General features: G+C 62.2%; 24 protein-coding genes. 13 read left to right on the forward strand and 11 right to left on the reverse strand.

Annotated elements, in window-relative coordinates:
* Positions 1–12: 12 nt before the first annotated feature.
* Positions 13–480 (forward strand): DUF3429 domain-containing protein, encoded by a 468-nt coding sequence (locus tag VF673_RS02495; RefSeq protein ID WP_320330665.1) that lies wholly within the window; start codon positions 13–15, stop codon positions 478–480.
* Between the two features lie 46 nt (positions 481–526).
* Here VF673_RS02495 and VF673_RS02500 read toward each other — a convergent pair whose 3' ends face one another.
* Positions 527–868: a zinc ribbon domain-containing protein YjdM gene (locus VF673_RS02500; protein WP_440290745.1), complete on the reverse strand. Its 342-nt coding sequence runs from the start codon at positions 866–868 to the stop codon at positions 527–529.
* A gap of 471 nt (positions 869–1,339) precedes the next feature.
* On the opposite strand from VF673_RS02500, the gene VF673_RS02505 reads away from it, so the two are divergent.
* A complete protein-coding gene (locus VF673_RS02505) occupies positions 1,340–3,010 on the forward strand; it encodes a sodium:solute symporter family protein (RefSeq protein ID WP_440290746.1) in 1,671 nt (556 codons plus the stop codon).
* Positions 3,011–3,063: 53 nt separating this feature from the next.
* Positions 3,064–3,195, forward strand: a complete 132-nt coding sequence (locus tag VF673_RS02510) for a putative transporter small subunit (protein ID WP_440290747.1) — start codon at positions 3,064–3,066, stop codon at positions 3,193–3,195.
* Between the two features lie 18 nt (positions 3,196–3,213).
* On the opposite strand, the gene VF673_RS02515 is transcribed toward VF673_RS02510, so the two are convergent.
* The 5 genes from VF673_RS02515 to VF673_RS02535 form a co-directional block, all read right to left on the reverse strand.
* Positions 3,214–5,388: an FUSC family membrane protein gene (locus tag VF673_RS02515; RefSeq protein WP_440290748.1), complete on the reverse strand. Its 2,175-nt coding sequence runs from the start codon at positions 5,386–5,388 to the stop codon at positions 3,214–3,216.
* A 99-nt stretch (positions 5,389–5,487) separates the two neighbouring features.
* Positions 5,488–7,419: an FUSC family protein gene (locus tag VF673_RS02520; protein WP_440290749.1), complete on the reverse strand. Its 1,932-nt coding sequence runs from the start codon at positions 7,417–7,419 to the stop codon at positions 5,488–5,490.
* Complete coding sequence (locus VF673_RS02525) at positions 7,412–7,825, reverse strand: MarR family winged helix-turn-helix transcriptional regulator (protein ID WP_440290750.1); 414 nt, start codon at positions 7,823–7,825, stop codon at positions 7,412–7,414. The genes VF673_RS02520 and VF673_RS02525 overlap by 8 nt, the downstream gene beginning before the upstream one ends.
* Positions 7,826–7,954: 129 nt before the next feature.
* The gene (locus VF673_RS02530) at positions 7,955–8,398 is read right to left on the reverse strand and encodes a CopD family protein (RefSeq protein WP_440290751.1); all 444 of its coding nucleotides are present in this window, start codon (positions 8,396–8,398) and stop codon (positions 7,955–7,957) included.
* 3 nt (positions 8,399–8,401) lie between these two features.
* Positions 8,402–9,304 (reverse strand): mechanosensitive ion channel domain-containing protein, encoded by a 903-nt coding sequence (locus tag VF673_RS02535; RefSeq protein WP_090538640.1) that lies wholly within the window; start codon positions 9,302–9,304, stop codon positions 8,402–8,404.
* Between the two features lie 498 nt (positions 9,305–9,802).
* Between VF673_RS02535 and VF673_RS02540 the strand changes: the two genes are divergently transcribed.
* Positions 9,803–10,717 (forward strand): alpha/beta hydrolase family protein, encoded by a 915-nt coding sequence (locus tag VF673_RS02540; protein ID WP_440290752.1) that lies wholly within the window; start codon positions 9,803–9,805, stop codon positions 10,715–10,717.
* A gap of 43 nt (positions 10,718–10,760) precedes the next feature.
* On the opposite strand, the gene VF673_RS02545 is transcribed toward VF673_RS02540, so the two are convergent.
* The gene (locus tag VF673_RS02545; RefSeq protein WP_090538643.1) at positions 10,761–10,964 is read right to left on the reverse strand and encodes a DUF3185 family protein; all 204 of its coding nucleotides are present in this window, start codon (positions 10,962–10,964) and stop codon (positions 10,761–10,763) included.
* Between the two features lie 151 nt (positions 10,965–11,115).
* Here VF673_RS02545 and VF673_RS02550 point away from each other — a divergent pair, with 151 nt between their 5' ends.
* The 3 genes from VF673_RS02550 (at position 11,116) to VF673_RS02560 (ending at position 13,062) form a co-directional block, all read left to right on the forward strand.
* Positions 11,116–11,397: a hypothetical protein gene (locus VF673_RS02550; RefSeq protein WP_273126126.1), complete on the forward strand. Its 282-nt coding sequence runs from the start codon at positions 11,116–11,118 to the stop codon at positions 11,395–11,397.
* 38 nt (positions 11,398–11,435) lie between these two features.
* A complete protein-coding gene (locus VF673_RS02555) occupies positions 11,436–12,329 on the forward strand; it encodes an AEC family transporter (RefSeq protein ID WP_440290753.1) in 894 nt (297 codons plus the stop codon).
* A 136-nt stretch (positions 12,330–12,465) separates the two neighbouring features.
* Positions 12,466–13,062 carry a c-type cytochrome gene (locus VF673_RS02560; RefSeq protein WP_440290754.1) on the forward strand — a complete coding sequence of 199 codons (597 nt, stop codon included), beginning with the start codon at positions 12,466–12,468 and terminating at the stop codon, positions 13,060–13,062.
* A 20-nt stretch (positions 13,063–13,082) separates the two neighbouring features.
* Here VF673_RS02560 and VF673_RS02565 read toward each other — a convergent pair whose 3' ends face one another.
* Positions 13,083–13,574 carry a PaaI family thioesterase gene (locus VF673_RS02565; protein ID WP_440290755.1) on the reverse strand — a complete coding sequence of 164 codons (492 nt, stop codon included), beginning with the start codon at positions 13,572–13,574 and terminating at the stop codon, positions 13,083–13,085.
* A 218-nt stretch (positions 13,575–13,792) separates the two neighbouring features.
* Here VF673_RS02565 and VF673_RS02570 point away from each other — a divergent pair, with 218 nt between their 5' ends.
* The 3 genes from VF673_RS02570 to VF673_RS02580 all read left to right on the forward strand — a co-directional run bounded on the left by VF673_RS02570 (position 13,793) and on the right by VF673_RS02580 (position 16,273).
* Entirely contained in the window at positions 13,793–14,011 is a 219-nt protein-coding gene (locus VF673_RS02570) for a YgdI/YgdR family lipoprotein (protein ID WP_090538648.1), read from the forward strand.
* Between the two features lie 461 nt (positions 14,012–14,472).
* Positions 14,473–15,816, forward strand: a complete 1,344-nt coding sequence (gene rimO / locus VF673_RS02575) for a 30S ribosomal protein S12 methylthiotransferase RimO (RefSeq protein WP_440290756.1) — start codon at positions 14,473–14,475, stop codon at positions 15,814–15,816.
* 136 nt (positions 15,817–15,952) lie between these two features.
* Positions 15,953–16,273 (forward strand): thioredoxin family protein, encoded by a 321-nt coding sequence (locus VF673_RS02580; protein WP_440290891.1) that lies wholly within the window; start codon positions 15,953–15,955, stop codon positions 16,271–16,273.
* 116 nt (positions 16,274–16,389) lie between these two features.
* On the opposite strand, the gene acnB is transcribed toward VF673_RS02580, so the two are convergent.
* Together acnB and VF673_RS02590 are read right to left on the reverse strand one after the other, a co-directional pair.
* Positions 16,390–18,984 carry a bifunctional aconitate hydratase 2/2-methylisocitrate dehydratase gene (acnB, locus tag VF673_RS02585; protein ID WP_440290892.1) on the reverse strand — a complete coding sequence of 865 codons (2,595 nt, stop codon included), beginning with the start codon at positions 18,982–18,984 and terminating at the stop codon, positions 16,390–16,392.
* A gap of 246 nt (positions 18,985–19,230) precedes the next feature.
* Entirely contained in the window at positions 19,231–20,091 is an 861-nt protein-coding gene (locus VF673_RS02590; RefSeq protein ID WP_440290757.1) for a universal stress protein, read from the reverse strand.
* A gap of 154 nt (positions 20,092–20,245) precedes the next feature.
* Here VF673_RS02590 and VF673_RS02595 point away from each other — a divergent pair, with 154 nt between their 5' ends.
* Positions 20,246–20,878: a tRNA-(ms[2]io[6]A)-hydroxylase gene (locus VF673_RS02595; protein WP_440290758.1), complete on the forward strand. Its 633-nt coding sequence runs from the start codon at positions 20,246–20,248 to the stop codon at positions 20,876–20,878.
* A gap of 17 nt (positions 20,879–20,895) precedes the next feature.
* Entirely contained in the window at positions 20,896–21,729 is an 834-nt protein-coding gene (locus VF673_RS02600; RefSeq protein ID WP_273124192.1) for a transporter substrate-binding domain-containing protein, read from the forward strand.
* A 26-nt stretch (positions 21,730–21,755) separates the two neighbouring features.
* On the opposite strand, the gene VF673_RS02605 is transcribed toward VF673_RS02600, so the two are convergent.
* A complete protein-coding gene (locus VF673_RS02605) occupies positions 21,756–22,697 on the reverse strand; it encodes a LysR family transcriptional regulator (RefSeq protein ID WP_440290759.1) in 942 nt (313 codons plus the stop codon).
* Positions 22,698–22,866: 169 nt separating this feature from the next.
* Here VF673_RS02605 and VF673_RS02610 point away from each other — a divergent pair, with 169 nt between their 5' ends.
* Positions 22,867–24,075, forward strand: coding sequence for an acyl-CoA dehydrogenase (locus VF673_RS02610; protein ID WP_090538655.1), 1,209 nt, complete (start codon positions 22,867–22,869; stop codon positions 24,073–24,075).
* The last annotated feature ends 124 nt before the right edge of the window (positions 24,076–24,199 follow it).

The raw sequence follows: 24,199 nt of genomic DNA on the forward strand, positions 1-24,199 counted from the left end.
CAAGGAGTTCAGATGCACCCGTTCAATGCCACGCGACCACCTGGACTGGCCGTGGGCTTTGCCTTCGCCGGCCTGATGCCCTTCGTGACCGGCGCCATAGGCCTGTGGGTGACCCCCGAAGCCTGGCGTGAATGGGTAATGGAAGAGTTCCTGAACTTCGCTGCGGTCATTCTCGCCTTCATGGGGGCGATTCACTGGGGGCTGGCCATGCGGGCCGAGGAGGGCAGCGAACAGGCGCCCATGCAGCTGGGACTGTCGGTGATACCGCCGTTGCTCGGCTGGTTCGCACTCAGCCTGCCGATCAACTTTGCCATTCCGGTATTCTTCTTCGCCTTCGGCACCCTCTATTTCGCCGATATCTGGGCGGTGAAACAGGGGCTGGCGCCGGCCTGGTACACCGCGCTCCGGCGACCGGTCAGCCTGGTGATCATCAGCTCGATGATCGTTGCCTGGGGCGCGACTCTGGTACTGAGCTACTGATTCAGCTGCAGCCGGGCAGGCCAGAGGCCGCCCGGCATGCCGGGCATCAGCTCTTCTTGACGAATTCCGACTTCAGCTTCATGGCGCCGATGCCGTCGATCTTGCAGTCGATGTCGTGATCACCACCGACCAGGCGAATGTTCTTCACCTTGGTACCGACCTTGACCACCTGGGATGAGCCCTTGATCTTGAGGTCCTTTATCACGGTGACGGTATCGCCGTCCTGCAGCACATTGCCGTGGGCATCCCTGATTACCGACTCATCCGCGGCGGTCTCGTTGCCGCCGTCCTTCGGCCACTCGTGAGCGCATTCGGGGCAGACATACTGGATGCCGTCTTCGTAGGTGTATTCGGAATTGCAGGCCGGGCAATTAGGCAATGCGCTCATGATATGACCTCGTGGAAACATGCCTCGCCAGTCAGGGCGAGGGGGCTGATCTGAAGGCCCGCGACGATAGCATGCAGTACCGGGACTGTCCATTTGGACGGCCGGATTTGCCTAAATAAGGTTAGAGCTGTAACCTTATCTGTCTTGCGATAAGCAAATTCTCCAATTCAGAAGCATCAGGAGTACTACGCAGGCCGCCGGCGAGCGGCAGATCAGTGCGATCGGAGGACCCAAGCCATGCACAGGTTTACCCATCTAAGTGTCATCCCCGGCATATCAGACAGATACAACGTTCCAGCCCGCAATCACTCTGCATATAAAGGCTATACATAGCCTTTCCCAGTCCTGGCGCAACGGCCGTCGACACGGCGGAGCCCTGCGCAGTTCTATCCTGCTACCCGTATCAACCAGAGTGCACGACCCCGCATCCCGCGGGTGATGTTTCGTACGCAAAGCAAATAGAGTGATTCCGTGAATTCAGAATTGTTCCAGTTTTCCACCACGACAGTACTGCTGTTGATGTTCGCCTTCTATGGCGGTACCTATCTGCTGTCCCGACGCATCAAGCATGATACCAACGATGCCGACGGCTTCATGGTCTCCAACCACCGGATCGGTTTCGGCATGGGCGCGGCCAGCATGACAGCCACCTGGGTCTGGGCTGCCTCCTTCTACGCCGCAGCCACCTCGGGCTACACCTACGGGGTGTCCGGTCCGCTGCACTACGGCTTCTGGGGCGCGCTGATGATCCTGTTCATCTATCCCTTCGGCCGTCGCTTCCGGGAGCTGGCGCCCAACGCGGCCACCCTGGGCGAGCTGATCCATGCCCGGCACGGCGCCTCCAGTCAGCTGATCCTGGCGTTTTCCAACCTGCTCGGCTCCATCATCAGCCTCATGGTCAACCTGACCGCTGCCGGCGCCCTGGTATCCGTGCTGTCGCCGCTGTCGTTCCAGGCCGGCATCGTGATCGCAGGCCTCGGCGTGCTCAGCTATACCTTCTACTCGGGTTTCCGCGCTTCGGTGTTCACCGACTTCGCCCAGTTGATCGCGATGATGGCCATTGCCGTGGTGATCATTCCCGCCGTGCTGTTTGCCATGGGCGGGCCGTCGGTGGTGGTGGACAACCTGTCCAACCTGACCAGCGAACAGGCTGACATCTTCTCCATGGAAGCCTTCCTGCACCAGGGCGCGCCGTACTTCGTCGCAGTACTGGCCTACGCCATCGGCAACCAGACCATCTCCCAGCGCCTGTTTGCGGTGGATGAATCGCATATCAAGCCGACCTTCATCACCGCTACCATCAGCTATGGTGCCATCGTCATCGGCCTCGGCATGATCGGCCTTATGGCGCTGACTGCAGGCGTGGAACCGCTGAATGGCGAGATGAACAATCTGATTCCGCAAATGGTATCAACCTACCTGCCGCCGTTCTTCATCGGTCTGTTCTTCATGCTGGTGATCGGCTCCCTGTCGTCCACCGCCGACTCCGATCTCTCTGCGCTGTCGGCGATCATGATGGCTGACGTCTATGGCAAGAACATCGCCAGGAACCGTGCCGATCCGCGCAAGATGCTCATCGTCGGGCGTACTACCATGATCGTCGCGACCGTGCTGGGGATGATTCTGGCCAGTATGTCCTTTGACATCCTGGTGATGCTGGTCTTCGTCGGAGCCCTCTGGGGTGCCATCGTATTTCCGGTAATCGCCAGCTGCTTCTGGAATCGGGTGACCAATGCTGCCTTCACCTGGGCGGTGGTCGCCGCACTGCTGGCATTCTGCGTGGTGCGCTTCGAGCTGCTGCCGATGACCGGTGCGCTGGCGCTGGGCATGGAACTGCTGGCCTCCATAGGGGCCGGGGTGGTAGCCGGTCTGATGACCTTCGGCTTCTTCGGCAAGCGCCTGGGTGTGATTGCCTTCTTTGTCGCGGCAGCCGTCATCGGCTGGCTCAGCCTGGGCCAGCTTCGCGAGTACACGGTGCTGCTCTCGTCGCTGACCGCCTATGGCGTCAGTACGCTGGTGTGCCTGGCCATCAGCCTGGCCAGCAAGGAGCGGTTCGATTTCGACACCATCCAGCAGCGTGTCAGTGATTACAACCAGCCTGCCGAGGACGAGGTTCCGGAAGGCACCCTGACCGCCCGCTGAGTGACCCGGCAGCCCGCTGCCGGCGGGCTGCAACCCTTACCAGGAGATATCACATGCAAACCCTTATCTATGGCAGTTACATCCTCATCTGGCCCATTCTCACCCTGGTCATGCTCGGTCTGATCGTCGGCGCGGTCGTGCGCGACACCCGTGAAGCCCGTCGCAACGGCGACCATCTGGTCTGACTGGTCTGACCTTCACCCTCAGGGGCGTGCCTGTTCCCCTGAGGGCTTCAATACCGCACGGGCATCGCTGGCCATGCTCGCGGCCAGCTCCTGGGCCATGTTAAGGCGCCGCAGTATCCAGGGCCTGAGGTCATATACGAAGGGGTCGCTGAACTCCTCCTGATTTCCCCACTCGATCCGGACGAACTCGGGGCTGGCCTCGCCGCTGCGTCCATCGCGCAGGCTGTTGCTGATTTCCTCGGCGGCGGAGCGCAGCACCGGCTGGATGTCGCTCTGATCCTCGTCCCGCCGCATCAGCAGCATGGTCTTGACGGTGGTCAGTTGCGCCAGCAGCTGATAGCCATAGCTGAGCAGTTGTTCCAGAGGCTCCAGTGCCGGACGTACCGCCCGCGGCTCGACCAGGGACCGACGGGTGGCCATCACCAGCGCTGACAGGCTGTCGTAAGCCTCCTTGCGGGCCAGGCGCCACTCGAGCTCGGGCTCATCATCCACCGCAGTGAACTGGCCGAGACTCAGGGCGATCTGCGCATGCCGGGCCTGCGCCTGCAGGGCTCGGTGGACCAGTGAAGGGATCTGATTGCGTTCCCACGAGGGCAGCACATAACTGAAGCCCCAGGCAATGGCTACGCCGATCACGGTGTCGGCAATACGTTCCAGCACGTTGAACATGGGGCCGTCGGCAGCACTGATCAGGTGGGCCTGCACCAGGCTGACAACGGTCGCCGCCACGGCGGTGATGAGGTAGCGGCGCACGGCAAAGGAGTGGGAGATTGCCTGGGCAAGCGGCACTACGACCAGAAGCACCAGCGGGGGAGCCTGGGTTGAGAGAATGGCGCCGGCCAGAGCGCAACCGAGGAGGGTGCCGGCGACCCGGCTGTTGCGCCTTTCGAGGGTCTGGGACAGGCTGCCGCGCAGCACTACCACTATGGTGACCAGTATCCAGTAGCCATGGGTAGCCCAGGGCAGGGCCAGCGAAATGAGGTAGCCGGTACCTATCGCCAACGCCGCCCGCAGGGCATGGCGCAGGGGTGGTGCATCCCAGTGCCAGAGCATCCGCAATGGCCGCAGTGACCAGCTGGTGGGGCTGACGAACAGCTTCCAGGCCGTACGCACTGCCTTCAGGTCCGGCTCGACCTTGCCCCTGGCCAGGCGGTTGACCCGTAGAATCTCATCGTTGATCAGGCCGACACGATTGGTCAGACCACGCAGCAATGTGGTCAGCGAGGGACCCTGTGCTTCCTGGGCAGGCAGCCGCTGGGGCATGCGATTCAACGCCGCCAGCGCCGGCCGCCAGTCATTGAGCGGTGCCGAGCGGCGGAAGAACAGCAGATCATCGGCATGCCGTTCCAGCTCATCGGCCATCTGGTCGAGCAGGGCGTGCATTTCCACCAGTACCGGCGCTGCCTCAGGGTGGGATCTGACCAGGTCCAGATCGAGCTCGCTGGCCAGCAGGTGATCGCGGATCTCCAGCACATTGATCATGATCGCCGCCAGCTGCTGGCGGCGGGGTGTGCGTGGCGATTCCAGCAGCAGATCGCGGGCGGCCTGCAACTGCTCGGCCAGTTGCGCCTGCTTCTGCATCAGCTCGCCGACCGGCGGGGTATCCGTGGTGGGGTCGAATCGGTCCGCCTGGCTGCGCATCAGGCTGCCCAGGGCCAGCAGCGACTGGGCCAGCAGCTGCTGGCGATAGCGGTTGTTGAGCAGCGCGTTGGCGAGGGTGGCATAGATCACGTACAGCAGCGAGCCGCTGGTGAAATAGATGCAGGTGGTCAAAAGGTTACCCTGGCTGAGATGCCGGGGCACCGCCATGGAGAAAGTCATGGCGAACATGATGGATATCACCACCGGCAGGCCGCGGGAACCCCAGGCACCGGCCAGGAAGGCGAAGAAGGTTGCCGGCACCAGCAGCATGCCGAGATACAGCGGCTGATCCTGCAGCAACTGGACGCCGGCAAAAAGCGGCAACCCTACCAGCGCCGCCGGCAGCAGGCTGCCGAGCTTGCCCCGGCGGGGCGCGGCATGGTCCGGTGGAATGCAGATGATGGCGCCCACGGCCATCACCGAGGCCACGAACTGACCCTGCAGCAACCAGGCTGTCCCGGCGATCAGCATCAGGCCAAACCCGGCGGAGAGGCCGGTGGTGACATAGGAGCTCAGAAGAACGCGAAATGCGCGGGTCAGCCGACCTGTCATGTTTCCTGTCCATGATGATTTCAGTAACAGGATAGACGGGCCGGGAGCGGAGCAGGACACGGAAGCGGCAGGGCACACCGCTCCCATGGCCGCTCCGGCTCAGTGTCGCTGGAAGAACGTGAGGTTGGTGGCAATGCCGCGGGCGGCGTTATCCACATCCCAGGCAGCCGGGTGCCCCATCTGCTGCAACAGCGTGGCAACCTTCTGCAGGCTGCGTACTGCAGCCTGGGGGTTCTCCGGCAGATGCTCCAGGCGCAGCAGGGCCATGGTCACCCGGCGCTGCAGGGGGCGGGGCAGGTCGGTGCCGGCCTTGAGCAGGTGCAGTTGCTGGATGGCATCACCGATGGCCAGCACCGCCAGGGCTGCACTGGTCGCCGGTTGCAGCGGCTCGGCACTGCGGTTGACGCTCTGGATGAGCTTCAGCAGGCGGTGATGCAGGCGCACCCGCCAGACCTGGTGCCGGGCCGGTGCCATGGGGTTGCGTGCCATGCCGGCCAGCTCGTTGAGCATCATGCCGGTCAGGTGCTGGCGCCGGCGCCGGGCATCGGCAGGCCACACAAAGCGGAAGGCGATATAGGCCAGCAACGGACCAGAGACCACCGCAGCAGCAATCACCAGGGAGTCGGCAAAGGTTCGCTCCAGCGGCAGCACGGGATGCGACAGCAGCAACAGTGCCATCACGTAATCCAGGGATCCGCTGGCCACCCTGGGATGGGCGAAGAAGGGGACTATCACCAGAATGAACGGACTTAGCAGGGCGATCAGTTGCCATTCACTGGTCGCCAGCGGCCATAGCAGCCAGTGACAGCTGAGCGCGGCGAGGGCGGCAATCGACTGCCAGATGAAGATATGCCCCATGACCCGCGAAGGCGCCTCGAAGGTAGAGAACAGGGTGATCATCACCGAGGCCCCGAGCATCACGTAGGCGCCGACCGACCAGCCACTGAGAATCCACCCCACGCCGATCACCAGCAAGAGACCGAAGGCGCGCACAGCCGCCTGACGGGCACCGACCCAGTCGCGGTGCAACACCACACGGTTGCGGATGGCGGTCATGCCGGTATCGTCGCCTTCGGTAGCCAGATGCTCGCGCTGACTGTCCAGCAGCTGGCGCAGGACATCCGCTGTGTCCCGGTCGGTGCTGCAGGCCAGTGCAGCTTCCAGGGCACAAAGAACCTCCTCTGCCGGAGCGTTCTCCTCGAGGGTGCGGGCAGCTTCGCACAGGGCGCTGGCCATATGCTCGTCCTGATTCAGATGGCGGGCGCTGCGTATCCAGTAGGCGGCGCCCACCTGCGCCTGCACCAGAGCGCGCAGGGCACGGACGCTGCGGTGGCTGCGCACCGAGCCGGCGGCCTTGATATCGAACAGCTGCTCGGCACTGGCAATGCGTTCCAGCAATCGATGCGCCTTGTCGGCGCGGGTTTCTGTGGTATCTCCGGCAAAGGTAGTCGCCATGGCACGCAGGATATCGCTGGTGGTGCGTCTCACCCGCAGCGCAGCATGATCTTCGGCATTGCGCGGGGTGAAGATCAGGCCGACCAGCAGGCCGACCAGCACGCCGGTCATCACGGTAAGCATGCGGTCACTGCCCAGGGCGAAGATCTGCCCCGCAGGCTGCTGGGTATTGAGCAGCGCCACCATGGTGGCTGAGTAACCCGACAGCAGCGCGCCGTAGGAGACCAGCCCACTGAGCAGATTGCCGATGCCCACGCAGAGGCCGATCCACAGGGACAGGCTGAGTACCAGCAGCGGCAGGTTATCGCCGGCAACCACCACCAGCACTACCCCGAAGAGGGTGCCTATCAGGGTACCGAGGGCGCGGAACAGGCTCTTTTCCACCAGCATGCCGCGTACCGGCTGCGACACGGCCCATACGGTCATCGCTGCCCACTGCGGATGTTCCAGCCCCATCAGCCAGGCGACCACCAGTGCCAGACAGGAGGCGAGGGCAGTGCGCAGGCCGAATCCCATGCGCGCTACATCTAAGCCCCGGCGCGCCAGCCAGGGTGTAATCGCCCGTACCTTACTCATCTGTTGACCCGCTGTTGAGCAGACCTATCCGGCGGTGAATCAGCTCCAGAGCGTCGAGCATCGCTTCCAGTTGCGGATCGGTCAGGTCAGCCAGCATCTGCTGTTCTATGTGGCGCAGCTGCTCGCGGATCTGGCCTACGGCAACCTTGCCCGCCTCGGTCAGCATAACCAGCTTGACCCGACGGTCCTCGGGTGCAGTCAGCCGCTGGATGTGGCCGCGGCTTTCGAGCGTATCGAGCAGACGAACCAGGCTGGAGCCATCAATGCCCACCAGAGAGGCGAGTTCCTTCTGACTGACGCCGTCGCCGGATTCGGCCAGATGGATCAGCGGAGCCCAACTGATATCGGACAGACCGACGGCGGCCATCTGCTGGTCGATGGTTCGGCGCCAGAGGCGCGACAACATGGAAAACCGGATACCGAAACGATCCCGGGGTGAGGATGAAGGCATGGATAATGATTTGAATTCAATTGAATGGGATTAAATTAAATCATACCACTGATGCCCGGCACGGACCAGCGGGGCACAGCCAGCTCACCACCAGGAACCGGTACGGAAACTGGTCCCGACCACCACGAACGCCACGCCCAGCAGTGTCACCAGGCGTATCCGCAGGGCCATGGCGGGCAGCGTCTGTTCGCTGAGGTGGGGTATGACGCGCAGGCGTGCATCGATCGCCACCAGCAGTGTCATTGCCAGCAGGGCGAGCTTGAGCTGAATGAGCCGTGAGGGGAAATGTTCGGCAGTGAACCAGCTGGCTATATCCGGCTGGCGGATACGGGCCAGCCACAGGCCGGTGATCACCTGGATGATCAGCGCGGACATGCCCCACTTCTCATAGGCCGCTTCGAACGCAGTCAGTTCACCGACCGCGCGCCGCCGCAGAATGCCGGGCAGCAACCCCAGAGCCAGTACCAGGTGGCCGCCGGTCCATACGGTGGCGGCGAGGATGTGAATCAGCAGCAGGTAGGGATACATGGGTCAGTCCGCGCTGGCGTTGGCACTGGTCGCAGTGGCAGCAGCCTGCTTTCTGCGGCTCTCCGGAGAGAAGTCATTTTGCGAAAACACTTCATTGAGGATGTTCTGCTCGATGAAATTGCGCTCCCCCACCTTGACCGGGAGGCGCACGGTCAGATGTATCTCGCCGGCCACAGGGACCTGCAGCGTCACCCGCGGCTCCACGGTAGGCATCATCAGCCCGCGCTGATTGCCGATCTTGCTCATGTACCGGCGCACCAGCTCGAGGTAGGGCTGGCAGTGGCGATTGGCCGACTCCAGCAGTGCCGCCTGGGCCAGCTGCCAGTTGTCCTCTCGCTTGAAGGGAACCGTGAAGACATGGAAGTCGTAATGGGTGGTGAAGCTCTCGTTGACCACCGGCTCGGAAACGAACAGGGCATTGGGTATCACTATCCGCCGTCCCGTGCGCTGGTGCAGATGCTTGCCGGGGCCGACCTCGAGGATGGTCGTGGCCAGCAGGGTCTGGTCGATCACGTCACCACGCAGGTCCTTGACCTGGATGCGATCCCCCAGAACGAAGGAGCGCGATCCGCTCTTGAGAATGGAGCCGGTGATGCACAGGATCAGCTCCTTGGTTGCCACCACGAAGGCCACGGCAATAGCGACGATCGACAGAGCCAGGGTGCGCAGCTCCTCACCCCAGATCATCACCAGCCCGAGCAGCATCAGTAGCAGGAAGCCGTTGCGCGAGTTCACCAGCCAACGGCCGCGCAGCTCGGGGGACTGCACGGTACGCAGAATGAAGCGGGCGGTCAGTGCACGCAGCACCATCACCACAACGATGAGTATCACCGAGCTGGCGATGAGGCTCAGTACGGCATCGGAGATGACAAAGTTGTCCGGCAGCCAATCCAGATTCTGAAACATGTGTGGTATCCCTGCGGGTTGCAAGCGCCAATGATCTGTCCTGCGGATGCCGCCGTCAAATGCAAACATGTGCGGGGCGAGACAGCCGCGCGACACGCTGTACAAGGGCGCGTTGCTACCGGTTGGAAAGATTGCCTGAAGGCGATTGTTGACGGCTGATTTCGATGGAGAAACGAGTTTGCGTGAAGTTGTCCCGCTAATGCCGGAATTCGAACTTTTGTCGGGAGGTGGCACAGGAATATTAGTTCGCTATATCACTCGAAAGAGTGAATTTGATCCATGTAACCCTTTGTATGATAACGATAATCTCGAACAGGCCAGGGTTCTATAACCAAAGGCCGCAGTTCGCATGACTCATCCGGGTGAACTTGCCTTGTTGTTATTGACTCGCATTTTTTTAGTTTCAATACTCCGGTGCTGTTGATGGTAGTTCTCTTCCGGGACATCAACAGGATGCGTCAATAACAATAAATCGAACAGCAACTTCCTGGAGTAACAATGATCAATAACATCTTCCCGAAATCGCTGCTTTCCATGATCGCGGCAGGGGCACTGCTGATGTCCGCGTCGGCCTTCGCCACCAACCCTCCGGCAGATCCGCCCCCTGGTGGTGATTCCCCCTACGCCCGTGGTCCGGATCCGACCGTCTCTTTCCTTGAAGCAAGCAGCGGTCCCTACAGCACCCGTACCAGCCGGGTATCGGGTCTGGTCAGCGGCTTCGGCGGTGGTACCATTCATTACCCGACAGGTGTGGAAGGCACCATGGCGGCTATCGTGGTGATCCCGGGCTTCGTTTCGGCCGAGTCGTCCATCGATTGGTGGGGGCCAAAATTGGCGTCCCACGGTTTCGTGGTGATGACCATCGACACCAATACCGGTTTCGATCAGCCGCCGAGCCGCGCCCGTCAGATCAACAATGCGCTGGACTATCTGGTCAGCCAGAACAGCAGTCGTACCAGCCCGGTGCGTGGCATGATCGACACTGATCGTCTGGGTGTGATCGGTTGGTCCATGGGCGGCGGTGGCACGCTGCGCGTGGCCAGTGAGGGCCGTATCAAGGCGGCCATTCCGCTGGCACCCTGGGATACCGTCAGCACCTATGCCGGGCGTTCGCAGGCACCGACCCTGATCTTCGCCTGTCAGGCCGACATCATCGCGCCGGTGGCGGCACATGCGTCGCCCTTCTACAATCGCCTGCCCAACGGCATCGAGAAGGCCTTTGTGGAAATCAACAATGGTACCCACTACTGCGCCAATGGCGGCGGCCTGAACAACGATGTGCTGAGCCGCTTCGGGGTTTCCTGGATGAAGCGGTTCCTCGACGAGGATACCCGTTACAGCCAGTTCCTCTGCGGACCCAACCACACCTCCGATCGCAAGATCTCCGAGTACCGCGGCAACTGCCCGTACTGAGTCTGACAGCCGGCCCTTCGGGGCTGGCTTCCTTTTCCTTTGGTTAACGGCGAACGACCGCCAGAAGTATGCCGCCTACCGCTGCCGCTGCGCCGAGCAGCAGAAGCCACATGGTGCTGTCAGTGAATCGACCGGTAAAGGTTTCGGCAACCTGATCGCCGAGTGACTGGGAGGACTGCCAGCCGAAATACAGCATGATCAGTCCCACCACCAGCAGCACGATGCCCAGAATCTTGTTCCCACCCATGATGTCTTCCTCTTGTTATCGACGGACATACCGTCTCTGGTAGGTCTGACCGGAGCGGTAGAAAAAAGTGCGGTTTACCGAGGTCGGGTCACCCGGGAGGAGGGCTTTCTGCTATGGTGACCGCACTTTTACGAGTTGTATGGTTATCAACATGGCATCCGTCGATCCCATTCCTTTCGCCGGCGAGCAGACCCTCAGCCTGCGCCAGATAGATGAACTCAACGGCCTGGCCAAGGGCAGCAGTTTCCGCCTGTTCAAGACCTGCGAAGAGGAACTGGTGGAAGGCCGGGATTTCCACTGGCTGAATGCAGAACTGCATGCCGGCTTCATTGATCAGCTCAAGCGGGAGGGGCGTATCTATGCCACTACCCGTAATCTGGTACTGCTGACCCGCAGCGGCTATGAACAGATCCGCATCCGTTCCCGGTCCTGAGACCGATCGGGCGGCAACGCGGGCGTAAGGATATGGGGATGCTTGTCGAACTTCTGGCGGTCATGGCGCCGGTGCTGATAGTCGCGGGAATCGGGTATGGCTGGGCACGTTCCGGCCAGCCCTATCCAACCGACTTCGTTACCCGTCTGGTCCTGAACGTGAGTACGCCGTGCCTGGTGCTGTCCACATTGAGCCGGGCGGAGGTCGACCTTGGTGTATTCAGTCAGGTCGCCCTGGCCTGCGTGATCATCACGGGGTTGATGGCCATGGTGGGTCTGGTGCTGAGCCGTCTGCTGGCTACGGACGCGCGGGTGCTGGTGCCGGCCTACATGTTCCCCAATACCGGCAACATGGGACTGCCGATCAGCCTCTATGCCTTCGGAGAGCCGGGTCTGGCCCTGGCAGTGGCGTTCTTCGTGGTGCTTTCCGTCGGTCATTTCAGCGTGGGTCTCATGCTCTCCGGTGCCGCCCAGTCCTGGCGCCGACTGCTGCTCAATCCGGTCATCATCAGCCTGTGCGTGGCGGTCGGCGTACTGTTGCTGGATCTGTCGCTGCCCCGCTGGCTGGATAATACCGTCAGTCTGCTCGGGAGTCTGAGCATCCCGATGATGCTGCTGACGCTGGGCGTATCCCTGGGCAGCATCCGGCCGCGGCAGTTGGGGCGCGGGTTCGCGCTGGGCGGTGTGCGCATGCTCTGTGGGGCGGCGATTGGCTGGGGGGTTGCCGTCATGCTGGGTCTGCCGCCGCTGGCTCAAGCGGTGCTGGTGATGCAGGCGGCGATGCCTGTGGCGGTCTTCAACTACCTGTTCGCGGTGCGCGCCGGGCGCTCCCCGGAAACCGTGGCCAGTCTGGTCATCTGTTCCACACTGTTGTCTTTTGTGTTGATCCCGCTGCTGCTGGTCTGGTGGTTGCCACTCAGTGGGCAGGGGTGAGGCATTCGGCCCTATTATTGATCCAGCTCAATTCCTGCGGCTGACCTCAGGCTATACTGCTGCTTTTTCTCACGGCAGGATGCTCATGATTCGCAGTAAACTCTTGAAGAACCTCGCCATTGCATCAGCTATGGGAATGGCAGCAGCCACGCAGCTCCACGCAGCGACCACGGACGAGGCGATGCGTCAGCTCGAGGCCATCATGGCTGATGATCAGCGGCGTCAGGCGAGTTATGACGCTGGCCATGAGCGTATCCGCTTCTGCGGCTATTGTCATGGGGAGGATGGCAACAGCAAGCGCGATTTCATCCCCAACCTGGCGGCCCAGCACCCGCAGTATCTGTTTGAGCAGTTCGAGAAATTCGGTGATGGTCGGCGCGAAGACCATGTGATGTCGACCCTGGCCCGTGCCCTGTCCCTGCAGGAGCGGATCGACATTGCCGTGTACTACAGCCAGCAGACCGCCCGGCCGCGGGAAGGGGCGGACCCGGTGAAGGCGGCGGCCGGCCAGCGAATCTTCCAGAGCTACTGCTTTTCCTGCCATGGCGCCGATGCCCAGGGGGTGAGCAACATGCCACGGCTGGCCGGTCAGCCGGCGCAATACGTCGAGACCGCGCTCAAGCGCTTCCGGCAGATGGATCCGGCGGCCAGTACCTCTCCGATGGTGGGAGTGGCCAGAGGGCTCAAGGACCAGGATATCGCGGCGGTTGCCGCCTATCTGCAGGGGCGCTGACAGCCCCTGCAGCGGGATGATCAGGCCCGGCCGTGGGCCTGCTCCGCCAGCTGGCTCGCGTCGACCCGAACGAACACCGAGTCGCCGATGGCGGTCAAAGTGTCTCCCGCGTAGATCTCGCAGATTACCCGGCTCTTGCGCCCCAGCGGGCCGTCGACCCGGGCGCGCAGGGTCAGCTCCACCCCCATGGGGGTCGGCTTGATGTACTTGATTCCCAGACTGCCGGTCACGCAGTTGACCTTGCGCGGCTCCTCACCCCGGGCCTGCGCTTCGCGCATGTGATAAGCCATCGCCGTCCAGTTGGAATGGCAGTCCACCAGCATGGCCAGCAGGCCGCCGTACACCAGATCAGGCCAGCCGCAGTACTTATCCTCCGGAAGATGTCGGGTGATCACATGGACCTGGTCCTGGTCCCAGTAGCTCTTGATGTGCAGCCCATTGGGGTTGGCGCCGCCGCAGCCGAAACACACGCCGTGGGGCGACATCAGGTCCTGAAGAGCAATGGCTGTCATGGTTGCATCCCTCTGAATTCGTATCCGGTTGCTAGTTTGCCCCCGCCTGAAGGCTTATTCCAGAGCGCTCGTCGGGATTGATTGCGGGTCATTCATGGAACTGCTGACGGACCGGGAGCGGGCAGGGTTCACGCATTGCCAGTGGAACCGTCTCGGTGAACGCCTTGTCACAAGTTGCGTACTTTCAGACAAGTTGTCGCAAACACGAGGGAATTACCATGAAGAACTGGTTGCTGGCGATGTTCTGTGTCACCGGTATGCTGACCCTGGTCGGCTGCTCCAACGATCACCTGATCCGGACCAGCGATGGTCAGTTGATCGAGTCGGACAACAAGCCGGAAATCGATGATGACACCGGCATGATCGAATACGAGGATCACAGTGGTCGCATGAATCAGATCCCGCAGAGTGACGTCCGCGAGATCAAGGAGCGCTGAGGGTCGGCGCTGCCTCGGAGATCCCTGCGGGCAGCCGCAGGGCCTTCCGTCCATCGGCATCCCGGCCCTGGTGCAGGGAAGTCCATGTCAGCTTTCCCGCCATCTGATATAACTGGCGGTGTCAGCGGGACTCGATGACCCGTAGCCGCCAGGAGGGCAGGCTGGCAGACATCAATCGGTAATCAAGGCAACAGCGAAAATGGATAGACGACGGCGCGTCCGATTACGCCGCAAGACCCGGAGACGTCGCGCCAGACGGCGCACTTATCTGCTTTTCCTCGAACGACAGATTGCCTCATGGCGAGCCCGCGGGGTTCTCATGGAGCGTTTGCGACGCAAGAGAAAGTAATCCGGTTCTCTGCCGGCATTCGGTGACCGGCGGTCTGTCTCCGCTATGGCGCTGTTCCAGACCGCCGGATAGAATACGCCACGTTTTTTTCCCGACACGCCGTGGCTGACTGATGACCGAAACCGCAATCCCCTCCCGGAAGAACCCCAGCGTCGGGTTCATCTCCCTTGGCTGCCCCAAGGCACTCGTTGACTCCGAACGAATCCTCACCCAGCTGCGCACCGAAGGCTACGATATCGTGCCCACCTATGAAGGCGCCGATGTGGTGGTGGTCAATACCTGCGGTTTCATCGATTCGGCCAAGGCCGAGTCACTGGATGCCATCGGCGAGGCCATCGCCGAGAACGGCCGGGTGATAGTCACCGGTTGCATGGGGGTGGAGGAGGGCGCCATCCGTGATGTGCACCCCAGCGTACTGGCGGTAACCGGTCCCCAGCAGTACGAGCAGGTGGTCAGCGCTGTGCACGAGGTGGTGCCGCCTAGCACCGAGCACAATCCGTTGATCGACCTGGTGCCGCCGCAGGGTATCAAGCTGACCCCGCGCCACTACGCCTACCTGAAGATTTCCGAAGGCTGCAACCACAGCTGCAGTTTCTGCATCATTCCCTCGATGCGCGGCAAGCTGGTCAGCCGGCCGGTGGGCGAGGTACTGAGCGAGGCGGAGCGGCTGGTCAAGGCCGGAGTTAAGGAAGTGCTGGTCATTTCCCAGGACACCAGCGCCTATGGCGTGGATATCAAGTACCGCACCGGTTTCTGGAACGGTCGACCGGTCAAGTCCCGCATGACCGAGATGTGCGAGGCACTGAGCGAACTCGGCGTCTGGGTGCGTCTGCACTATGTCTATCCCTATCCCCATGTGGACGAGCTGATCCCGCTGATGGCCGAGGGCAAGATCCTGCCGTACCTGGATATTCCCTTCCAGCATGCCAGTCCGAAGGTGCTGAAAGCGATGAAGCGGCCGGCCTTCGAAGACAGAACCCTGGAGCGGATCCGCAAATGGCGGGATATCTGCCCGGATCTGACCATCCGCTCGACCTTCATCGTCGGCTTCCCGGGCGAGACCGAAGAGGACTTCCAGTACCTGCTCGACTGGCTGACCGAAGCGCAGCTGGACCGTGTCGGCTGTTTCCAGTATTCCCCGGTGGAGGGTGCTCCGGCGGAGCAGCTGGGACTGGAGGCGGTGCCGGACGAGATCAAGCAGGAGCGCTGGGAGCGTTTCATGGCGCACCAGCAGGCGATCTCCGCTGCGCGCCTGCAGCAGAAGATCGGCAGAACCATCCAGGTACTGATCGACGAGGTCGACGAGGACGGTCCGATCGCCCGTTCCATGGCTGATGCGCCGGAAATCGATGGCAATGTCTATATCGATACCGACGAGCCGCTCAACCCCGGTGATATCGTCAGTGTGCGGGTAACCGCCGCTGATGAGTACGACCTGTGGGCAGAGCTGGTCTGAGACAGATTGCGCGGGCCTGATCGCCGGCCCGCCGTTCAGCTATTCCTGATACCACCCGCGCATGACACCAACTTGAGCGGGTGCAGTCCAAAGGCATAATACCCCCTGACCCCGTTACCCAGGAGTTCACATGCCCATGCTCACCCATTATTCGGACAGCCCGCCCTCGCGCGAGGAAGTGGACGCCCTCAAGGGCCCGACGTTGCTGGAGTTCGGTACCGATTGGTGCGGCCATTGCCAGGCCGCCCAGCGCCATCTGCAGAAGGCCTTCGATGATTACCCGGATCTGCACCACCTGAAGGTGGAGGATGGTCCCGGCCGGCGCCTCGGGCGGTCGTTCCGGGTCAAGTTGTGGCCGACGCTGATTTTCCTGCGCGACGGCCAGGAAGTGGCGCGGCTGGTGAGGCCGACGGACGCTGAGTCGATTCGGCGCGCTATGGCCGATATCTGTCTCTGAAAGCAACCGCTCGGAATCAGTGATGGTCCGAAAGCCGCCGTGCCCGGTTAAAGCCGATCAATAAAAAAGCCCCGCACTGGTTACCCAGGCGGGGCTTTTTACCGATTACCGAGTAATCAGACTTCGATTACCGGAATGCTGGCAGCAGCTTTCTGGTAGGACTCGATCTCGTTGAAGTTCATGTAGCGATACACCTCGCCGGACATGCTGTCCAGGTCGGCGGCATAGCTCATGTATTCCTCAACGCTCGGCAGGCGGCCGAGGATCGAAGCAACAGCGGCCAGTTCGGCGGAGGCCAGGAACACGTCGGCACCATCGCCCAGGCGGTTCGGGAAGTTCCGCGTGGAGGTGGAGACCGCAGTGGAGTTGGCCTTGATGCGAGCCTGGTTACCCATGCACAGCGAGCAGCCGGGCATTTCCATGCGGGCGCCGGCGCGGCCGTAGATGCCGTAGTAGCCTTCTTCGGTCAGCTGGTACTGATCCATGCGGGTCGGCGGAGCCAGCCACAGACGAGTCGGCAGGGAAGCCTTGCTCTTCTCCAGCAGCTTGCCGGCAGCACGGAAGTGGCCGATGTTGGTCATGCAGGAACCGATGAAGACTTCATCGATCTGGCGACCCTGAACCTCGGACAGCAGACGGGCATCGTCGGGATCGTTCGGCGCGCACAGGATGGGCTCCTTGATGTCGGCCAGGTCGATCTCGATAACCGCTGCGTACTCGGCGTCGGCGTCGGCTTCCAGCAGCTCCGGCTTCTCCAGCCAGGCTTCCATGGCACGGGCGCGGCGCTCCAGGGTACGGGCGTCCTGATAGCCGTTGGCGATCATCCAGCGCAGCAGGGTGATGTTGGACTTCAGGTACTCGGCGATGGCGTCTTCCGGCAGCTTGATGGTGCAACCGGCAGCGGAACGCTCGGCCGAGGCGTCGGACAGCTCGAATGCCTGCTCGACGGTCAGACCGGTCAGACCTTCGATTTCAAGGATGCGGCCGGAGAAGATGTTCTTCTTGCCCTTCTTCTCGACAGTCAGCAGACCCTGCTGGATGGCGTAGTAGGGGATGGCATGGACCAGGTCGCGCAGGGTGATGCCCGGGCGCATTTCGCCCTTGAAGCGCACCAGTACCGACTCCGGCATGTCCAGCGGCATGACGCCGGTGGCCGCGGCGAAGGCAACCAGGCCGGAGCCGGCCGGGAAGGAAATGCCCATCGGGAAACGGGTGTGGGAGTCACCACCGGTACCGACGGTGTCGGGCAGCAGCATGCGGTTCAGCCAGCTGTGGATGATGCCGTCACCCGGACGCAGCGCGACACCACCACGGTTGTGGATGAAGTCGGGCAGGGTGTGGTGGGTGTTGACGTCGATCGGCTTGGGATAGGCGGCAGTGTGACAGAACGACTGCATCACCAGATCGGCGGAGAAGCCCAGGCAGGCCAGGTCCTTCAGCTCGTCACGGGTCATCGGGCCAGTGGTGTCCTGGGAGCCGACGGTGGTCATCTTGGGTTCGCAGTAGGTGCCGGGGCGGATGCCTTCGACGCCACAGGCGCGACCGACCATCTTCTGGGCCAGGGTGAAGCCCTTGTTGCTGTCAGCGGGGGCTTCGGGCTTGCGGAACAGGTCGGAGGAGCCCAGACCCAGTTCGGTGCGGGCCTTCTCGGTCAGACCGCGACCAATGATCAGCGGGATACGGCCGCCAGCGCGTACTTCGTCAAGCAGCACCTGGGTCTTCAGTTCGAAGGTGGTGATGACTTCGTCAGTGCCGTGCTTGCAGACCTTGCCTTCGTAGGGGTAGACGTCGATGGCGTCGCCCATGTTCAGGTTGGTGCAGTCGAACTCGATCGGCAGGGCGCCCGCGTCTTCCATGGTGTTGTAGAAGATCGGCGCGATCTTGGTGCCGAAGCAGAAACCACCGGCGCGCTTGTTCGGCACGTAGGGGATGTCGTCACCGAAGAACCACAGTACCGAGTTGGTGGCGGACTTACGGGAAGAACCGGTACCGACAACGTCACCGACGTAGGCAACCGGCAGGCCCTTGGCCTTCATTTCCTCGATCTGCTTGAGCGGACCGATAACGCCGGGCTCGACCGGCTCGATGCCGTCACGGGGCATCTTCAGCATGGCCAGAGCGTGCAGCGGGATGTCCGGACGCGACCAGGCGTCGGGGGCCGGGGACAGGTCGTCGGTGTTGGTTTCACCGGGCACCTTGAACACGGTCAGGCTGATTTTTTCCGGAACGGCGGGCTTGGCAGTGAACCACTCGCCAGCGGCCCAGGACTCCAGAACGGCCTTGGCGTGCGGGTTGCCTTTCTTGGCGCGCTCGGCAACGTCGTGGAAGGCGTCAAACATCAGCAGGGTGTGCTTGAGCTGCTCGGCGGCAGTGGCTGCCAGCTCTTCGTTATCCAGCAGTTCGACCAGAGTGGCGATGTTATAGCCACCCTGCATGGTGCCCAGCAGTTCCACGGCGCGGACTTTGTCCAGCAGCGGGGAGGTGGCTTCACCCTTGGCTACTGCGGACAGGAAGGCGGCTTTGACGTAGGCAGCTTCATCCACTCCCGGGGGTACGCGGTTGGTAAGCAGATCAAGCAGGAATTCTTCTTCACCGGCAGGCGGGTTTTTCAGGAGCTCTACCAGACCAGCGGTTTGTTCGGCATTAAGCGGCTGAGGCACGACGCCTTGGGCGGCGCGTTCTTCAACGTGTTTGCGATAGGCTTCAAGCACAATAATTACCCTCATCAGTCTGTCCCGTTGGTAACGGAACGGTCATCCTCACGGACCCAGGATGCCGGAAATAGGGATGGGTGCAAGCGCAGGCCCGATCTGGTGAGGGGCAACCCGATAACTGGGGTAACAGAAAGTGGGTCGCGGGCAAACGCCTGTACACAGCACTCACGGCGGCCCCGGATTCTACAGGAACGGGAAGCTAAAGTTAAGCAGCAACCCCGCCGTCTCCGGCGGGGTGACAGGTTATTTTTCCACCAGGTCCTGCAGGTGGTCGATCATGTCGTCGGGCTTGAGAACCAGCACGTCCCCGCTGAGCTGGTCCAGAACGACTTCGGCGGTGTTGCCGATCAGGGCGCCGGAGATGCCGGTCCGCGCAACGGTGCCGATCACTGTGACGCAGGCACCAATCTGTGCAGCTACCCGGGGGATCAGTACATCCGCCGGCCCTTCGTCGATATGGGTGCGGCTCTCCGGAATATCATACTCGGTGACGTAGCGCCGGGCCTTCTCCATGTAGATTTCCAGTATGGTCTCGCGCAGCTGGTAGATCGGGTTGGCCGCCGAGAGCATGGGGGCCGGATGGGCGCTGAGCAGGTGCAGTTCGCCGCTGGTCATGCGGGCGATATCCGCCGCATGACGGACGATGGCATCGCGCAGTCCCTGATGCTGATCATCGTGGCCGCCCAGATCAACTGCCGCCAGTACCTTGCCGTGCATCCACAGAGCGCTGCCCTTGGCCAGCAGTACCGGGGCAGGGCAGTAGCGCAGCAGCTTCCAGTCCTCAGGCGTGAGCAGAGCCTTCTTCAGCGGGTTGTCCGGGGTGTGCTGCTTGATCACCAGGCCGCAGCCCTCGGCCAGCAGGGTGCGGATGATGGTGTCGGTCAGGTTCGATTGCCAGGTCTGGGTGTACCTCGCCTTGATGCCGGCGGTGTCCAGACTCTCGCAGAGTTCATCGAGCATGTCCGAGTAGTCGCGCCGGTTCTCGCAGACCAGCAGGTGCAGCTCCGCGCCGAGATAGCCGGCCAGCAGGCGTGACCTGACCAGTGCTACGTTGTCCTCCCTGCTCGGGTCGAGTACCACCAGAATACGCTTGATCGATTGCATGACATCTCCCTCTTGGACCTGACTGCATCTTCTAACAATGTAGCTGCTTTTTACGTTTCCGATGTTGACGCCGGGCAATGCTTGCGCGTTTCTGCAGACCGGCCCGGGAATACGTATAATCCCCACACTCTGTTTGCCACCCTATGCGAAGACCATGACACTGCCCGCTGACCTGCTTGCCTTTCTTGCCTGCCCCACCCCGGATGCCTGGGTTGAACAGGCATTGCAGCACCCCGAGGAGTTGCTGATCGACCATGCCAACTGTGAGAAGAAGGCTGCGTCGACCGCCCTCAATCTCATGTTCCGCTACATAGATAAACCTGAGCTGCTGCAGAAGATGTCCCGGCTGGCCCGGGAGGAGTTGCGTCACTTCGAGCAGGTGACGGCACTGATGCACAAGCGCGGTGTGGCCTATCGGGGCCTGTCCGCCAGTCATTACGCGCAACGGCTGCGCCAGCATGTACGCACCGTGGAGCCCGGCCGCCTGGTGGATACCCTGATCGTCGGTGCCTTCATCGAGGCGCGGTCCTGCGAGCGCTTTGCCAGACTGGCTCCGCATCTTGATCCGGAACTGGGGGATTTCTACCGCTCCCTGCTCAAGTCCGAAGCCCGGCACTATCAGGACTACCTGAAACTGGCCCGGGCCTACGCCGATGGCCCCATAGATGAGCGGGTTGCTTTTTTTGCCGAGGTCGAGGCCGCCGCGGTGGTGGAGGATGACCGGGAGTTCCGCTTCCACAGTGGGGCACCCGTAGCAGCGCCGGCGATACTGGCCAGCGGTTCATGAGATCAGGGAGCAAGGGGATGGCAGGACTGCGTATCTGGCCGCGCACCGCCGCACTGGCAGTAGTGCTGGCAAGCGGCGTTGCTCACGGCGCGGGCGGTGTCTGCGAGCGCATCGTGATTACTGGCAATCCCGACTACCCGCCGCTGCTGTGGGTGAATCCGGATGACCCGGGGCGGTTGGTCGGGGCGGCCGTGGAGCTGCTGGAAAAGGCGCTGGAACCCGCTGGCATCCATGTCGATGCGCTGAACGTGGGGGGTTGGAGCCAGGCCCAGCAGGAGGTGCGCAGTGGCCGGGTGGATGTGCTGGCCGGTGCCTTTCTGACACCGGAACGGCTGGGGGAGATGGACTACGTCTACCCGCCGTTCATGGAGATTCCCAGTGTGGTCTTCGTGCGCCGGGGCGAGGCCTTTCCCTACAGTGGCTGGGATGACCTGCGCAGTCGTCGGGGTGTGTCCCTGTCCGGAAGCAGCTTCGGAGCCGCCTTCGATACCTACGCGGCGGATCATCTGGAGTTGCGCTCGGTGCCCGGCATCGAGCAGGCCTTTTCCCTGCTGCTCGATGGTCAGGTGGATTACCTGATCCATGAGCGCCATCAGGGGCTGGCGCTGGCGGCTCAGCGCAATGTGCTGGATCAGCTGGATATCCTGGAGGGCTCGCTGATCAACGAGCAGCTTCACTACGGTATTTCCCACCACTCGGCGTGCAACTCGCCAACCCTGCGCGCGGCCCTTGCCCGGGGACTCTACGATCTGGTCCGCCAGGGTGAGCCGCGTCGCTTGCTCGAGCGATATCGGGATCTCTGGGCCGGGCAGTTCGCCCCGGTGCCGGAAGCGGAACCGCCCCTGGAATAGGGGCGGTTTGTCGGGAGGGCGCCTGCTCAGGCTTCGGCTTCGGTCTCGCGCTCCTTGGCCATCTTGCGTTCCAGCTGCTGGGACAACTCTATGATCTGCTCGCGCATCCAGCGGTTGGCCGGGTCCTGGTCCGTGCTCTCATGCCAGAACAGGTGGGTCTGGATCGGCGGAATGTCATCGATCGGCAGCTCCACCCAGTGCAGATTGTGTCGGCGGGCAAAGCGCTCGTTGACCGTCATCACCATGTCGGTGGACTCCAGCACCAGGGGCGCCATCTGGTAGTGCTGTGAGCGCAGCATCACCCGGCGCTGTATGCCCATCTTGCCCAGGGCCAGATCCACATGGCCGAGACCGTTGCGGCGGCTGGAGATATGGATGTGCGACTGCGCCAGATAGTCATCCAGGGTGATGCGCTCCTTGCTGGCCAGCGGATGGCCCTTGCGCATGATGCACACGTAGCGATCCTCGAACAGGCGTACATGGCGTACCTGCGGGTCGGTGTTCAGCGGGGCATCGATGGCGAAGTCCAGGCGGCCGGCTGCCAGTTCCTTGGTGGTTTCGCGGCGGCGGGTGAGGAAACTGTCCACATTGATATTGGGTGCCAGGCGCCGGATGCGGGCGGCCAGATGCGGCAGTATCACCGCCTCGGTGAGGTCGGTCATGCTGATGCGGTAGGTCTTGTTCGCTTCGCTGGGGTTGAAGCTGCGGCTTTCCTGCACCGAGACCCGCAGCAGCTGCAGGGCCTGACGGACAGGCGTGATGATGTTCTGGGCCATGGGCGTGGGCACCATGCCCTGGGCAGTACGTACGAACAGCGGGTCATTGAAGGTGTCCCGCAGGCGTGCCAGGGCATTGCTCACCGCCGGCTGGGTAATGCCGACGATCTGTCCGGCACGGGTGAGATTCGCCTCGGTATAGATGGCGTCAAATACAATGAACAGGTTCAGATCCACTTTACTGAGGTTCATCGCAGTATCCTTCGTATGGCTTGTTTATAGGCTCTTATAAGTGCGGCGCTGCATATATTGCTTATGAATGTTTATACACGCTGAAAATAGGTTAGATAAATTCGCCAGCCTCATCTACCTTTTTTCCACACCAGTTACACATGAACAACAAATCAGCAAGGTGGCTAGCATGGATTTCGGTTATTCCCCCAAGGTCAAAGAGTTACGCGAGCGCGTGGATGCCTTCATGCAGGAACACGTCTTTCCCGCGGAGGCGATTTTTCACAAGCAGGTAAGCGAGGGTGATCGCTGGCAGCCGACAGCCATTGTCGAGGAGCTCAAGGTCAAGGCGCGGGCCGCCGGGCTGTGGAACCTGTTCCTGCCGGAGTCCGAGCTGGGCGCCGGTCTCACCAACCTCGAATACGCTCCGCTGGCCGAACTCATGGGCCGCTCCGGCCTGGCCTCGGAAGCCTTCAACTGCAGCGCGCCGGATACCGGCAACATGGAAGTGCTGGTGCGCTACGGTACGCAGGAGCAGAAGGATCAATGGCTCAAGCCGCTGCTGGAGGGTGAGATTCGCTCCTGCTTCGGCATGACCGAGCCGGGAGTGGCCTCGTCTGACGCCACCAACATGCAGGCCAACGCCCGCCGCGAGGGCGACGAGTGGGTCATCAACGGTCGCAAGTGGTGGACCTCCGGCGCCTGTGATCCCCGTTGCAAGATCATGATCTTCATGGGGCTGACCAACCCGGATGCGCCGCGCCATCAGCAGCATTCCATGATCCTGGTGCCCATGGATACCCCCGGCGTCAAGGTGATCCGCCCGCTGCCGGTGTTCGGTTACGACGATGCGCCCCATGGGCATGCCGAGGTGGTGCTGGAGAACGTGCGGGTGCCCTACAGCAACGTGCTGCTGGGTGAGGGCAGGGGGTTCGAGATTGCCCAGGGACGCCTCGGGCCGGGTCGTATCCACCACTGCATGCGTTCGATCGGCGCTGCTGAACGCGCCTTGGAGTTGATGTGCAAGCGCTCGCTGGAGCGCGAGGCCTTCGGTCGCAAGCTGGCGCATCTGGGTGGCAACATCGACCTGATCGCCCAGTCCCGCATCGAGATCAACCAGGCGCGTCTGCTGACCCTGAACGCCGCCTACATGATGGATACCGTGGGTAACAAGGTGGCCAAGAGCGAGATTGCGCAGATCAAGGTGGTGGCGCCCAACGTGGCCCTGCGCGTGATCGACCGGGCCATCCAGATGCACGGCGGCGCCGGCGTGTCGGATGACACCCCGCTGGCGCACATGTACGCCATGCAGCGCACCCTGCGCCTGGCCGACGGTCCGGACGAAGTGCATCGTGCATCGATCGGCAAGCTGGAGCTGGGCAAGTACATGTCCCGCTGATCGGCGGGCATGACAAGGACCGGGTCAGGCAGCCATGCCTGGTCCGGTCTTTTTCATTTTCGCTGGTACGGGTGGGGTGACCTGATGGCCAGCAATGCCCCCACGGGAGGACCGTGGCGGGGCT

Source organism: Halopseudomonas sp. Lyrl_26 (genome assembly GCF_051948695.1).
GTDB classification, from domain to species: domain Bacteria; phylum Pseudomonadota; class Gammaproteobacteria; order Pseudomonadales; family Pseudomonadaceae; genus Halopseudomonas; species Halopseudomonas formosensis.